The sequence below is a fragment of the Massilia sp. DD77 genome (assembly GCF_036961685.1).
In the GTDB taxonomy this organism is placed as follows: Bacteria; Pseudomonadota; Gammaproteobacteria; order Burkholderiales; family Burkholderiaceae_D; genus Telluria.
The window spans coordinates 1-12263 of record NZ_JBAMDH010000067.1; the positions used below are offsets into that span (position 1 = coordinate 1).

Sequence of the window (12263 nt, forward strand, 5' to 3'; positions counted from 1 at the left end):
GAAGGCCGGAGCCCAAGTTCGTCGCGTCACGGTTCATTCGCACTTTGACGATGACGCACACACACTTGGATCCCGGCCTTCGCCGGGATGACGTGCTTAGGGCATGGGCGCACGGCTGTTGCAGCGGCAGTTCGACGGCCACAAATAAAACAGGGGCGACGCCACCGGCATCGCCCCTGTTCTTTTTTATGTGCCGCCCGCAGGCGGCCTCCCCCACTCGGCCAACTTACGCGGCCAGATGTTTCTCCAGCTTGGCCTTGGTGTCCACCAGCTCTTGCGGCAGGTGGTAGGCCAGCTTCTCGAACAGCTCGCTGTGCAGCTTGAGCTCTTCACGCCAGGCGTCCTTGTCGATCGAGGTGATCTGGGTGAACTGCTGCTCGGTGAAGTCCAGGCCGTCCCAGTTCAGGTCGCCGTAGTTCGGCGAGGTGCCGAACAGGTGCGACTGGCCGCCGCTGGCGCCGCCTTCGGCGCGGTCCAGCACCCACTTCAGCACGCGCATGTTGTCGCCATAGCCCGGCCACACGAACTTGCCGGCGTCGTCGGTACGGAACCAGTTGACGCAGTAGATCTTCGGTGCGGTGCCCTTGGCTTCGATTTTCTTGCCCAGGTCCAGCCAGTGCTGGAAGTAGTCGCTCATGTTGTAGCCGATGAAGGGCAGCATCGCGAACGGATCGCGGCGCACGATGCCCATCTGGCCGGCGGCGGCGGCGGTGGTTTCCGAGCCCATGGTCGCGGCCATGTACACGCCTTCCACCCAGTTATTGGCCTCGGTCACCAGCGGCACCGTGGTCGAGCGGCGGCCGCCGAAGATGAAGGCCGAGATCGGCACGCCGGCCGGATCGTCCCAGGCCGGGTCGATCACCGGGTTCTGGGTCGCGGCGACGGTGAAGCGCGCGTTCGGGTGGGCGGCCTTGGTGCCGGACGCCGGGGTCCAGTCCTTGCCCTGCCAGTCGACCAGGTGGGCCGGGGCTTCCTTGGTCATGCCTTCCCACCACACGTCGCCGTCGTCGGTCAGCGCCACATTGGTGAAGATGACGTTCTCGCGCAACGAGGCCATGCAGTTCGGGTTGGTCTTGTCGTTGGTGCCCGGGGCCACGCCGAAGTAGCCGGCTTCCGGGTTGATCGCGTACAGCTGGCCGTCCTGGCCCGGCTTGATCCAGGCGATGTCGTCGCCGATGGTGGTGACTTTCCAGCCGTCGAAGGTCTTCGGCGGGATCAGCATGGCGAAATTGGTCTTGCCGCAGGCCGAAGGGAAGGCGGCGGCGACGTATTTCTTCTCGCCCTTGGGCGATTCGACGCCCAGGATCAGCATGTGCTCGGCCAGCCAGCCGGTGCCGCCCGCCTGCGCTTCCTGGTAGCCCATGTTCGAGGCGATGCGCAGCGCGAAGCACTTCTTGCCTAGCAGGGCGTTGCCGCCGTAGCCCGAACCGAAGGACCAGATCTCGCGGGTTTCCGGATAGTGGACGATGTACTTGGTCGGGTTGCATGGCCACGGCACATCCTTCTGGCCGGAAGCCAGCGGCATGCCGACGGTGTGCACGCAAGGCACGAACTCGCCGTCCTGGCCCAGCACGTCGTACACGGCCTTGCCCATGCGCGTCATGATGCGCATGTTGACGGCGACATAGGGCGAGTCGGACAGTTCGACGCCGATGTGGGCGATCGGCGAACCGAGCGGACCCATCGAGAACGGCACCACGTACAGGGTGCGGCCGGCCATGCAGCCGTCGAACAGGCCGTTCAGGGTGCGGCGCATCTCGGCCGGGTCGGTCCAGTTGTTGGTCGGGCCGGCCTGTTCCTTGGTGGCCGAGCAGATATAGGTACGGTCTTCGACGCGCGCCACGTCCGACGGGTCGGACCAGGCGAGGTAGGAATTCGGACGCTTGGCCGGGTTGAGCTTCTTCATCGTGCCGGCTTCGACCATCTGTGCGCACAGGCGGTCGTACTCTTCTTCCGAGCCGTCGCACCAGTAGATGGCGTCAGGCTTCGTCAGGGCGGCGATGTCCGCTACCCAATTGATGAGCTTTTGGTGTTTGATGTAAGCTGGAACGTTCAGTGCGGCGACGCCGCCCATCACGGGCTGGTTCATAGGTACCTCCAATGCCAATTAAGAATGCTTTCTGTCCCGGCACGGCAGGATCGTCGTCTGGCCGGCTGCGGAAGCGTCCATGCGAAAGCAATGGCGAACGGCGGCGGTACGGCGGTCGTGTCGACAGCCTCTGGCAAGGCTGGGAACGGTGCTGCTGGGGACATGCGCGTAGCATGTCAAACCCTCAAGTTCCGATCGATTGTACACCCGCCCACTGCAGATTCGGGTTCTTTCACTACAAAAAAGTAGGAATATTTCCCCAGTAATGTAGTAGGCTATTTGAGCATCCGGCATATCGTGTTATTTCTTTACGAGCGATTCATTCCAATCTGACAACACCCATGAAAATTGCGATTCTCGACGATTACCAGGACGCCGTGCGCGGCCTCGACTGCTTCCGCCTGCTCGACGGGCACGAGGTCAAGGTCTTTACCAACTCGGCCAAGGGGCTGGGCCAGCTGGCCATTCGCCTGGCGCCTTTCGACGCCCTGGTGCTGATCCGGGAGCGCACCGTCCTGCCGCGCGCCCTGCTGGCCAAGCTGCCGAATCTGAAGCTGATCTCGCAGACCGGCAAGGTCAGCGGGCACATCGACGTGGCGGCGGCCAGCGAGCACGGCATCGCCATCGCCGAGGGCATCGGCTCGCCTGTGGCGCCGGCCGAGCTGACCTGGGCGCTGGTGATGGCGGCCAGCCGCAAGATCGTGCCCTATGCGAACAACCTGAAGGACGGCCTGTGGCAGACGGCCTCGGTCAATCCCCAGCTCAACGGCCTGGGCCGTTCGCTGCGCGGACGGGTGCTGGGGCTGTGGGGCTACGGCAAGATCGGCAAGCTGGTGGCGGGCTATGGACGCGCCTTCGGCATGCGCGTGCTCGTATGGGGCAGCGAGAACAGCCGGCAAGCGGCGGTGGCCGACGGCGTCGAAGCGGCGGCGTCGCGCGACGCCTTGTTCGAGGCCGCGGACGTGCTGAGCCTGCACCTGCGGCTGGCGGAAGGCACGCGCGGGATCGTCACGGCCGAGGATTTCGCGCGCATGAAGCCGGATGCCTTGTTCGTGAATACGAGCCGGGCCGAGCTGGTGGCGGAGGGGACGCTGGAAGCGGCGCTGCGCAAGGGAAGGCCGGGGCAGGCGGCGCTGGACGTGTTTACCAGCGAGCCGCTGGCGGCGGATGCGGAGCTGCTGCGGATCCCGACGGTGCTGGCGACGCCGCACCTGGGGTATGTGGAGAAGGATAGCTACGAGATCTATTTCCAGATCGCGTTCGAGAATGTGCTGAAGTTTGCGCGGGGGGAGCCGGATAATATTTTGAATCCGGAGGCGGTGGGCAAAAGGACGTAATGGGTTTGTGGGCAAACTTGGGTCCCCGCCTGCGCGGGGATGACGTGCTAAGGCAGAGTCTGTAACAGTGTACCGGTGTTCTAAGTGCCAGCTTCAGAACGTCATTCCCGCCACTGGCGGCAATGACTCCCCGCGCAGGCGCACTGCTGTCCGGGATAAGCGATACCTCTGCCTTTGCAGAGGGTTTGTAGCAGAATTAGCAATATTTGTGCTGCCAGGCGCAAATTTTAACCGTTAGCTCGTCATACGCGCCACCGGCGCCTACGACTTCCCGCGAAGGCGCACTGCTGTCCGGGATAATTTCACCTAGCAGAAAATCGTCATCCCCGCGAAGGCGGGGACCCAAGTTCGCCGCGTCGTGTCAGCGCGTCACCGCACCATCACTATCGAAACTCGGCTCCCCCGTCAAATTGACCTTGCGCGCCGGCATGACATGCGTCCCCTTCCACAGCCCGGCCCACCCCGGCGGCCAGCCGATATCCGGCCCGGCATAGGCCTTGAGCCCCGCCCTCACCGGCACCACAGGCACCGGCGGCGCCTCGACCAGTCCGCCGCTCGCGGGCGGCTCCATGTTCAGGCTGTACATGTAGCCCGGCAGCAGCAGCTCGCAAGCCTGCGCGAACCAGGCCGTGTGGTCCTCGTCCCGTCCCAGCGCCTGCGCCAGACCTTCCGGGTCGAATTTGGCCAGCGCATGGATCAGCTCCTCCGTGCTCGCTCCCGGCTGGTCGCCCCAGCCCATCACCGGATTGCCGTTGTAATCGGCCCCCGATCCATACCAGCCCTCGCGCCAGGAGCGCTGCATCCAGTTGCGCGGACCGGTGAACAAATGCCAGCGCCAGTGCAGGCCCGAGGGCTTGGGCCAGGAATACAGATACAGCTTCTGGTAGCCGGCCTGGTGCAGCGCGCGCACCACGGCCATCAGGCGCGCATGCGGCATGCGGTCCGGCGGCGTGCGGCGGAACAGGATGGGCTCGCCGTCGGCGTGCTGTACCTCGTCGCTCGACAGGTTCAGGTCCAGGGTGCGCGACTCGCTCCCGAAACGCGCCGAAATCCAGCCCGTCAGGAGGTTGACGTGGGTGATCACGCCATAGCCCCGATGGCGGTGGAAAATAACGGTTCCTGGTGCGACAGCTTTCATCTGGTATATGGCTACGAAGATGGCTACGAAGAAAAGAGGATCAGTGTACTCATCCGATCCGGACGATTCTAGCGCAGTCACACACGGATACATACCCGTTTGCGGCTATCATGAGCGGGCTTTTTTCTTCGCCTTGATAAACATACATTAAACGAACATGACTCTCCGACTCATCGCCACCGGCGGCACTTTCGACAAGCACTACAACGAACTGAACGGCGTGCTCGGCTTTTCCGACAGCCATTTGCCTGAGGTGATCAAGCGCAGCCGCATGACGGTGCCCGTCGCCCTCGACGTGCTGCCCCTGCTGGATTCGCTCGACATGCAGGACGCCGACCGCCAGCGCGTGCTGGCCGCCTGCCAGGCGGCGCCGGAGAAGGCGATCGTCATCATCCACGGCACCGATACCATGCGCGAAACCGCGGCGGTGCTGGGCGCGGCGAATCTTGGCCAGACCATCATCCTGACCGGCGCCATGATCCCCTACGAGATCGCCAATTCGGACGCGCTGTTCAACCTGGGGTTTGCCTGCGGCGTGGCGCAGGTCTTGCCGGCGGGGGTGTATGTGGCCATGAACGGCCAGGTGTTCCCGTGGGATAACGTTCAGAAGAACCGCGCCGAGGGCGTGTTCCAGAACCTGTGATGCATGCGTGACCGGCGCAGCGAGAGCCGGTTGAACGCGTCGGCGGCGGAGCCGCCGACGCGATGATCGCTGGCGTGTGCGCGGTGCACACGATCCGGTATCAGGCCTTGGCTTCGCCGCCCAGCGCCTCGACCACATCGGCCAGCAACTTGGCCATTTCGCCCGTCATCAAGACGATGTCGTTGTCGAAACGCTCGTCGTCGCTATAGGTCGGCGACTCGCCTTCCTTGATCACGTCCAGCGGCTTGACGCCCTTGATCGCCAGCGATTCGGTCAGCACGAAGCTGATGCGGTCGTTCCAGGTCATGGCCAGGCGGGTGCACTGCTTGCCGGCGGCGATGTGGCGGCGGATGTCGTCCGGTTCCAGGGTATGCTTCACGTAGCGCACCGCGGCGCGGCTTTCGCCGGTGGCGCGCAGTTCGGTGTCCTGGTCGATGGTGAAGCCATACGGCGCTTCGTCGGCTTCCAGCCAGCCGGTCATCACGGCCACCGGCGAGCGCTGCACGCGCAGCGATTCGAGCGGCATGCGGTCGACCGCCTTGAGCAGCAGCTTGACCACATCGTCGGCCTTGGCCGGGCTGGCGGCGTCCACCACCAGCCAGCCGTTGACCGGGTCGATCCAGACCCAGACGTTGCTGCGGATCGTGAAGGCGCGCGGCAGCAGCTCGTCGGCCACGCGTTCCTTCAGCTCCTTCATCGCCTTCTTCCCCGGCGGGAAGCCTTGCTGTTCTTCCAGCTCGGCCGCCTTGGCCTTGGCCACCTGGTTGATGACCGTCGAAGGCAGCAGCTTCTTTTCCGTACCCAGCATCATCAGCATCTGCTTGTTGACGACGTGGACCAGCTTGCCGTTGCCGCGCGGCGAATCCCAGCCCTGGCGCAGCAGTTCATTGCTGCTGGCAGGCGTGAACGCCTGCGGCTGGAGCGCTTCTTCCATCTGTTCCGGGTTGAATGCCCAGGGAGCGGGCAGGCGATAAATCTGGAGATTCTTGAACCACATACGCTGTTATCCGATTGTTTCAGTATTTCAAGGGAACGACATTCTACGCTGATGCCCAGCCGAGTTGTCGCAAAAAAAATTTTATGTTGTTAGGTCGTCAAACAGGCGCAGCTGCTCGGCGATTTCCGAGTCGCTCAGGCGTACGCCGACGCCGAGCAGGCGCACCGGGCGGCCGGCGCGCAGCCAGCCGGTTTCCATCAGATGGGCGTAGGTCGGAATATGTGGCGCATAGCCAACACACTCGACGGTGGTCTGCTGGAAGTCCGAGAACTTGATCTTTACGAACAGCTTGTTGATGAATTTTTCGGCACCGTTGCGCTTGATGCGGCCCAGCAAATGCTCGACCAGTTCCGGCAGCAGGGCGAGACAGGCCGCCAGGTCCGGTACGTCGGGGGTATAGGTTTCCTCGGTGCTGATCGACTTGCGTTCGCGCGAGGTGTTCACTTCACGGTGATCGATGCCGCGGCACAGGTCGTACAAGCGGGCGCCGAAGCTGCCGAAGTGCTCGTGCAGGCGCTCCATGCTCCAGTCGCGCAGGTCGGCGCAGGTCTGCACGCCCAGGCGGTGCATCTTTTCCGCCGTCACCTTGCCCACGCCATACAGCTTCTTGACGGGCAAGGCGGCGACGAAGGCGTCCACTTCTTCAGGACGCACCAGGAACAGGCCGTCGGGCTTGTTCCAGTCGCTGGCGATCTTGGCCACGAACTTGTTCGGCGCCACGCCGGCCGAGGCCGTGATGCCGACGGTCTCAACGATGCGGCGCCGGATCTCCTGCGCGATCAGGGTGGCGCTGCCCTTGCAGTGGGGCGAGTCGCTGACGTCGAGGTAGGCTTCGTCGAGGGACAGCGGCTCGACCAGCTCGGTGTAGTCGCGGTAGATGTCCATGATCTGGCGCGAGGCGGTGCGGTATTTTTCCATCGCCGGCGGAATCACCAGCAGGTTCGGGCACAGCTTGATGGCCTGGGCGGTGGCCATGGCCGAATGGATGCCGTAGCGCCGCGCCTCGTAGTTGCAGGTGGCGATGACGCCGCGCTGGTCGGGCCGGCCGCCGACCGCCAGCGGCCGGCCGCGCAGGGACGGATCGTCCCGCATCTCGACGGATGCGTAGAAACAATCGCAGTCGCAATGGATGATTTTTCGGACCGGGGCGTTCATCGAGGCCGCCCCAGACCGGGGCACACTACTGTAATTGCATACAGTATCGGCGGAAACGCCGATTGTTGCAAGGGAGGACCCGCATCCCTCCTACGGATGAGCTTTGCCCCAGCCGGAGACGTCCTATAATGAAAAAGCGGGCCCGTCCGGCCTGGTCTTCCTTGAATTCGTCAACGTATGAACGCCGTCCCTAGCACGCCTTCGGCGCACCCTGTGCGGCAGGTCGTGTTCGCCGTCTATCCCGGCACTTGCATGCTCGACCTGGCCGGCGCCCAGACCGTGTTCTGGTGCGCCGACCGCCACCTGCGCCTGCGCGGCCTGCCCGGCTATGCCCTGGTCACGGCCAGCATCGGCGGCGCCGTCGTCGCCACCGCCGAAGGCACCCTGCTCGCCACCGCCAGCCTGGCCGCGCCCGGCATCCATCCCGACACCGTACTGGTGCCCGGCAGCGCCGAGATGGCGAGCGCTATCCACGCCCTGGGCCCCCTGGTCGACTGGCTGCGCGCCTGCGACGCCCGGCGCATCGCCTCGGTCTGCACCGGTTCCTTCCTGCTGGCCGAGGCCGGCCTGCTCGACGGCCGCCGCGCCACCACCCACTGGGCCTTGTGCGAGCGCCTGGCCAGCCTGCACCCCACCGTGCAGGTGGAACCGGAAGCGGTGTTCGTGCGCCAGGACCCGGTCTGGACCTCGGCCGGGGTCAGCACCGGCATCGACATGGCGCTGGCCATGGTCGAGGCCGACCACGGCAACGAGCTCGCGATGCTGGTGGCGCGCGAACTCGCGGTCCACGTGCGCCGCGCAGGCGGCGAATCCCAGCACAGCAAGCAGCTGGCGCTGCAGGCCGGCGACGGCGCCCAGTTCGACGCCCTGCACCGCTGGATCGCCGCCCACCTGGCCAGCACCGAGCTGAACGTCGACACCCTGGCCAGCCAGGCCTGCATGAGCCCGCGCAACTTCGCGCGTGTCTACCGCGCCAAGACCGGACATACCCCGGCCAAGGCGATCGAACTGTTCCGCCTGGAGGCGGCGCGGCGCCTGCTGCAGCAATCCGACCGCAAGCTCGAACAGATCGCCGAGGAAGTCGGCTTCGGCGATCCCGAGCGCATGCGCGCCAGTTTCCTGCGCCACCTGGGCCAGTCTCCCAGCGCCTGGCGCCGCCAGCACGCCTGAGCGCGCCCTACTTCACCGGAATGAAGAAGGGTTTGCCGGCGTCCTTGACCAGGAACACCAGGAATTTCGCCGGCTTGGTCTTGCTGGCGTTGCGTCCCACCGTGTGCAGGTCCTGCGGGCCTTCGTAGAAAACCTGGCCGGGGTTCACGACCTGCTCCTTCCCGCCCTTCACGCCCATCACGATCGATCCTTCGAGGACATAGACGACGGCGTGCGCATCGTGGCGGTGCACGGGGTCGACCGCGCCGGGCGCGAAGTCGACCGTGATGACCAGGATTTCCTTGCCCGGATGGTCGGCCATGGCCTTGGTCATCAGGGAAGTCACCGAGACCGGCGCCGCGGGCGCGGCCAGCACCGGCTGGCCGAGAAACAGGCCGCCCGCCAGGGCCAGGGCGCTGCTCATGCTGTTGATGAACGACATATCGCCTCCTAAGACAGGTTGGCTTTGCCCAGCCCGTAGGCCGTGTCGTAGGAACCCGGCACCACGGCGAAGGCTACGCTGATGCGGTTCCAGGCGTTGATCGCCATGACGACGAAAGTCAGGTCGGACAGTTCCTGCTCGGACAGCTGGCCGCGCACGCGGTCGTAGAGCTCGGCCGGCACGCCCTGTTCCGGCAGGCGGGTCAGGGCCTCGGTCCAGGCCAGTGCGGCGCGTTCGCGCGGCACGAACAGGGTCGACTCGCGCCAGATCGCCACATGGTGCAGGCGCAGTTCGCGTTCGCCATGGATGCGCGCCTGCTTGACGTGCATGTCGAGGCAGAACGCGCAGCCGTTGAGCTGGGAAGCGCGGATTTCCACCAGGTCGCGCAGGCTTTCTTCGATCGCGCAGTGCCTGAAAGCGAGGCTGAAGTCGAGGAATTTCTTGAACAGTTCGGGCGACTGCTCCATGTAGTTGATACGCTGGGACATGAGTTTCTCCTGTTGTTGTCGGCGTGATTGCTTGTCATCGGACAGGCCCAGTGTAGGAAGCGTCCCGGGTTCCCGGTAGGCGTGTGCCGGGCCGCACACCGGTGCCTGCCCGGCACCAATCCGTGTGGCATGAATGCGGGTTTTTTTGTCATTGCCGGTCGCGGTTCGCCTGACTACGATGTCTTTACCAAGGCATTGCCGAGCAGGGCGGGGAGGACACGGATGAAAATGGAAATGGCGGCGATCCACGCAGCCGGCGGCAGGCTGGCGCAGCAGCCCGAACGCGAGCGCGGCGATGCGCTGGCATCGAGTTTCGCCACTACCTATGCCGGCGTGCTGGCCTTCATCGCCGTGGTCCACGAAGGCAGCTTCGCCCGCGCGGCGGAGCGGCTCGGGATCGGGCGCTCGGCGGTGAGCCGCAGCGTGCAGAAGCTCGAGGCCCAGCTCGACACCCGCCTGTTCCTGCGCACCACGCGCAGCACCTCGCTCACCGGCGAGGGCGAACTGTTCTATGAAAGCTGCAAGCCGGGCGTCGAGCGCATCGTGCAGGCCGTGGAGGAAATGCGCGACCTGCGGGCCGGCCCGCCGCGCGGCCAGCTGCGCGTGTGCGCCCCGGCCGGCTTCGGCCGCAAGGTGGTCGCCCCACTGCTGCGCGGTTTTCGCGAACGCTATCCCGAGGTCGGCATCGACCTGGTGCTGGACGACGGCGCGCCCGACTTCATCGCCGACCGCATCGACGTGGCCTTCCGCAACGGCCGCCTGGACGACAGCCAGGCCATCGCCAAGCAGCTGATCCCGATGCAGATGCTGGTGTGCGGCACCCCCGGGTATGTCGCGCTGCACGGCATGCCGCACGCGGTCGAGGACCTGGCCCGGCACCGCTGCATCCACTTGCGCAACGCCGCCAACCGCCTGTGCGAGTGGGAATTCAAGGTCGGCGGACAGGTGCGCCGTACCCTGCCGCCCTCCTCGCTCAGCTTCAACGACGCCGACCTGGTGCTGCGCGCCGTGCTCGATGGCGAAGGCCTGGCCCAGCTGGCCGGCTACCAGGTGTGCGAGCACCTGCGCGCCGGCCGCCTGCTGGCCTGCCTGTCGCCCTATGCCCCGGACGACCGCGGCCATTACCTGTGCTACCAGAGCCGGCGCCACCTGCCGGCGCGCATCCGGGTCTTCATCGACCACATGACCCTGCAGGTGCGCGCCCTGGACCTGCATTGCCTGGACAGCCTGGGCCTCGGCTAAGACCAAAGCCGGCCGCCGGGGATTGGTGCGCGGCGCACAACAATGTGCGGCCCGCCGCGGATCTACCGCGGCCCGGACAGCCTGCCTACACTGGTTGCGCGACTCCGTACAAGGCGCCCGGATGTCCGGGCGCCGCCTCACCACTCTACAGGGAACCCATCATGAAGATCGTCGTCATCGGAGGCAGTGGCCTCATCGGCAGCAAGCTGTGCGCCATCCTGCGCGAACGCGGCCACGAGGTGCTGGCCGCCTCGCCGGCATCGGGCGTCAACACCCTCACCGGCGAAGGCCTGGATGTGGCGCTCGCCAAGGCCGACATCGTGGTCGACGTCGCCAATTCGCCCTCGTTCGAGGACCAGGCGGTGCTCGACTTCTTCGGGACCTCGGGCCGCAACCTGCTGGCCGCCGAAGCGCGCGCCGGCGTGCGCCACCACGTGGCGCTGTCGGTGGTCGGCACCGACCGCCTGCCCGGGAGCGGCTACTTCCGCGGCAAGATCCTGCAGGAAAAACTGATCCGCGAGGCCGGCATCCCCTACACCATCGTGCGCTCGACCCAGTTCCTCGAATTCCTGGGCGGCATCGCCCAGTCCGGCGCCCGGGGCCAGGAGGTCCACCTGTCGCCGGCCTGGCTGCAGCCGATCGCCGCCGACGACGTGGCCCTGGCCATGGCCGAGTTCACGCTCGGCGCCCCGGTCAACGACGTGGTGGAGATCGCGGGTCCCCAGCGCCAGCGCATGACCGAGGTGGTGCAGCACTACCTGGAGCTGACGGGCGATGCGCGCCGGGTCGTGGCCGATCCGGAAGCAGGCTATTTCGGCGCCCGCCTGGAAGACGATACCCTGGTCCCGGCCGGCCAGGCCTGGCTGGGCAAGCTGGACCTGGAGAGCTGGCTGGAGCGCCAGCGCGCCGTCGCGGCCTAGCACATGACGCCGCTCAAGCCGCCGCCCGCCAGCCTGCTCGAGCGCTACCGGGGCGAGCACTTTCTGCCCCTGTACACCACGACGGTGGCGGTGACCGGCGGCGAGAGCGGACACGGGCGCGCTTCTGGCGTGGCGCGCTCGAGCGACGGCAGGCTGGAGGTGGCGCTGCGCCTGCCGGAAGAACTGGGCGGAGCGGGCGCCGGCACCAATCCCGAGCAGCTGTTCGCCGCCGCCTATGGCGCCTGCTTCCATGGCGCCCTGCACCTGCTGGCGGCGCGCGCCGGCGTGGCGCTCACCGATGCGCAGGTCGAGGTGCAGGTGGCCTTCGGACGCGATCCGATGGACGGCCTGTACATGCTGACCGCCGACGTGCGCATCGCCCTGCCGGGCGTGGAGCGCGAGCTGGCGGAAGGCCTGGTGCGCAGCGCCGAACGTCTTTGCCCCTATACGAAGATGACGCGCCAGGGCGCGGCGGGCAGTGTGTCCCTGGTTTGAGTGTTAAAAAGACGACGAAAAAAAAGGCGCTGTGCCTCTTATGTGTTGAAGACGCCGATCGCACAGCGCAGAAATCGCTCTGGCGTGGCGATGCGCGCCCCGTCGAGCGCCCATTGCCAGCCCAGGTAATTCGGCAGGTAGCGCGAAGCGACGCCATGAAAGCGCGCC

12 protein-coding genes and 1 pseudogene are annotated in these 12263 nt (G+C 65.9%); 6 read left to right on the forward strand and 7 right to left on the reverse strand.

Annotated elements, in window-relative coordinates; genetic code table 11:
- Positions 1 to 226: 226 nt before the first annotated feature.
- A complete protein-coding gene (locus V7778_RS24310) occupies positions 227 to 2089 on the reverse strand; it encodes a phosphoenolpyruvate carboxykinase (GTP) (RefSeq protein ID WP_335560107.1) in 1863 nt (620 codons plus the stop codon).
- 341 nt (positions 2090 to 2430) lie between these two features.
- On the opposite strand from V7778_RS24310, the gene V7778_RS24315 reads away from it, so the two are divergent.
- Positions 2431 to 3426 (forward strand): D-2-hydroxyacid dehydrogenase family protein, encoded by a 996-nt coding sequence (locus tag V7778_RS24315; RefSeq protein WP_335560109.1) that lies wholly within the window; start codon positions 2431 to 2433, stop codon positions 3424 to 3426.
- A 361-nt stretch (positions 3427 to 3787) separates the two neighbouring features.
- Here V7778_RS24315 and V7778_RS24320 read toward each other — a convergent pair whose 3' ends face one another.
- Positions 3788 to 4564, reverse strand: a complete 777-nt coding sequence (locus V7778_RS24320; protein ID WP_335560111.1) for an L-asparaginase — start codon at positions 4562 to 4564, stop codon at positions 3788 to 3790.
- A 157-nt stretch (positions 4565 to 4721) separates the two neighbouring features.
- Between V7778_RS24320 and V7778_RS24325 the strand changes: the two genes are divergently transcribed.
- The gene (locus V7778_RS24325; protein WP_335560113.1) at positions 4722 to 5207 is read left to right on the forward strand and encodes an asparaginase domain-containing protein; all 486 of its coding nucleotides are present in this window, start codon (positions 4722 to 4724) and stop codon (positions 5205 to 5207) included.
- A 100-nt stretch (positions 5208 to 5307) separates the two neighbouring features.
- Here the strand turns inward: V7778_RS24325 and V7778_RS24330 are convergent, their stop codons facing one another.
- Together V7778_RS24330 and dinB are read right to left on the reverse strand one after the other, a co-directional pair.
- Entirely contained in the window at positions 5308 to 6204 is an 897-nt protein-coding gene (locus V7778_RS24330) for a recombination-associated protein RdgC (protein WP_335560114.1), read from the reverse strand.
- 81 nt (positions 6205 to 6285) lie between these two features.
- On the reverse strand, positions 6286 to 7359 hold the full coding sequence (gene dinB, locus V7778_RS24335; RefSeq protein WP_335560116.1) for a DNA polymerase IV: 1074 nt from the start codon (positions 7357 to 7359) through the stop codon (positions 6286 to 6288).
- A 177-nt stretch (positions 7360 to 7536) separates the two neighbouring features.
- Here dinB and V7778_RS24340 point away from each other — a divergent pair, with 177 nt between their 5' ends.
- Complete coding sequence (locus V7778_RS24340) at positions 7537 to 8529, forward strand: GlxA family transcriptional regulator (protein WP_335560118.1); 993 nt, start codon at positions 7537 to 7539, stop codon at positions 8527 to 8529.
- A gap of 7 nt (positions 8530 to 8536) precedes the next feature.
- On the opposite strand, the gene V7778_RS24345 is transcribed toward V7778_RS24340, so the two are convergent.
- Together V7778_RS24345 and V7778_RS24350 are read right to left on the reverse strand one after the other, a co-directional pair.
- Positions 8537 to 8950 (reverse strand): cupin domain-containing protein, encoded by a 414-nt coding sequence (locus tag V7778_RS24345; protein WP_335560119.1) that lies wholly within the window; start codon positions 8948 to 8950, stop codon positions 8537 to 8539.
- An 8-nt stretch (positions 8951 to 8958) separates the two neighbouring features.
- Positions 8959 to 9438 carry a carboxymuconolactone decarboxylase family protein gene (locus tag V7778_RS24350; protein ID WP_335560120.1) on the reverse strand — a complete coding sequence of 160 codons (480 nt, stop codon included), beginning with the start codon at positions 9436 to 9438 and terminating at the stop codon, positions 8959 to 8961.
- A 228-nt stretch (positions 9439 to 9666) separates the two neighbouring features.
- On the opposite strand from V7778_RS24350, the gene V7778_RS24355 reads away from it, so the two are divergent.
- From V7778_RS24355 to V7778_RS24365, 3 genes are all read left to right on the forward strand, one after another.
- A complete protein-coding gene (locus V7778_RS24355) occupies positions 9667 to 10680 on the forward strand; it encodes a LysR family transcriptional regulator (protein ID WP_442920755.1) in 1014 nt (337 codons plus the stop codon).
- Positions 10681 to 10841: 161 nt separating this feature from the next.
- Positions 10842 to 11600 (forward strand): SDR family oxidoreductase, encoded by a 759-nt coding sequence (locus V7778_RS24360; RefSeq protein WP_335560122.1) that lies wholly within the window; start codon positions 10842 to 10844, stop codon positions 11598 to 11600.
- A gap of 3 nt (positions 11601 to 11603) precedes the next feature.
- The gene (locus tag V7778_RS24365) at positions 11604 to 12095 is read left to right on the forward strand and encodes an Ohr family peroxiredoxin (RefSeq protein WP_335560123.1); all 492 of its coding nucleotides are present in this window, start codon (positions 11604 to 11606) and stop codon (positions 12093 to 12095) included.
- Positions 12096 to 12133: 38 nt separating this feature from the next.
- Here the strand turns inward: V7778_RS24365 and V7778_RS24370 are convergent.
- Positions 12134 to 12263: pseudogene (locus V7778_RS24370) on the reverse strand (IS1595 family transposase); the annotation flags it as partial.

Coding starts and splice junctions, on each gene's coding strand:
- V7778_RS24310 (WP_335560107.1), bottom strand. CDS start 2,089: ATGAACCAGCCCGTGATGGGCGGCGTCGCCGCACTGAACGTTCCAGCT.
- V7778_RS24315 (WP_335560109.1), top strand. CDS start 2,431: ATGAAAATTGCGATTCTCGACGATTACCAGGACGCCGTGCGCGGCCTC.
- V7778_RS24320 (WP_335560111.1), bottom strand. CDS start 4,564: ATGAAAGCTGTCGCACCAGGAACCGTTATTTTCCACCGCCATCGGGGC.
- V7778_RS24325 (WP_335560113.1), top strand. CDS start 4,722: ATGACTCTCCGACTCATCGCCACCGGCGGCACTTTCGACAAGCACTAC.
- V7778_RS24330 (WP_335560114.1), bottom strand. CDS start 6,204: ATGTGGTTCAAGAATCTCCAGATTTATCGCCTGCCCGCTCCCTGGGCA.
- dinB (WP_335560116.1), bottom strand. CDS start 7,359: ATGAACGCCCCGGTCCGAAAAATCATCCATTGCGACTGCGATTGTTTC.
- V7778_RS24340 (WP_335560118.1), top strand. CDS start 7,537: ATGAACGCCGTCCCTAGCACGCCTTCGGCGCACCCTGTGCGGCAGGTC.
- V7778_RS24345 (WP_335560119.1), bottom strand. CDS start 8,950: ATGTCGTTCATCAACAGCATGAGCAGCGCCCTGGCCCTGGCGGGCGGC.
- V7778_RS24350 (WP_335560120.1), bottom strand. CDS start 9,438: ATGTCCCAGCGTATCAACTACATGGAGCAGTCGCCCGAACTGTTCAAG.
- V7778_RS24355 (WP_442920755.1), top strand. CDS start 9,667: ATGGAAATGGCGGCGATCCACGCAGCCGGCGGCAGGCTGGCGCAGCAG.
- V7778_RS24360 (WP_335560122.1), top strand. CDS start 10,842: ATGAAGATCGTCGTCATCGGAGGCAGTGGCCTCATCGGCAGCAAGCTG.
- V7778_RS24365 (WP_335560123.1), top strand. CDS start 11,604: ATGACGCCGCTCAAGCCGCCGCCCGCCAGCCTGCTCGAGCGCTACCGG.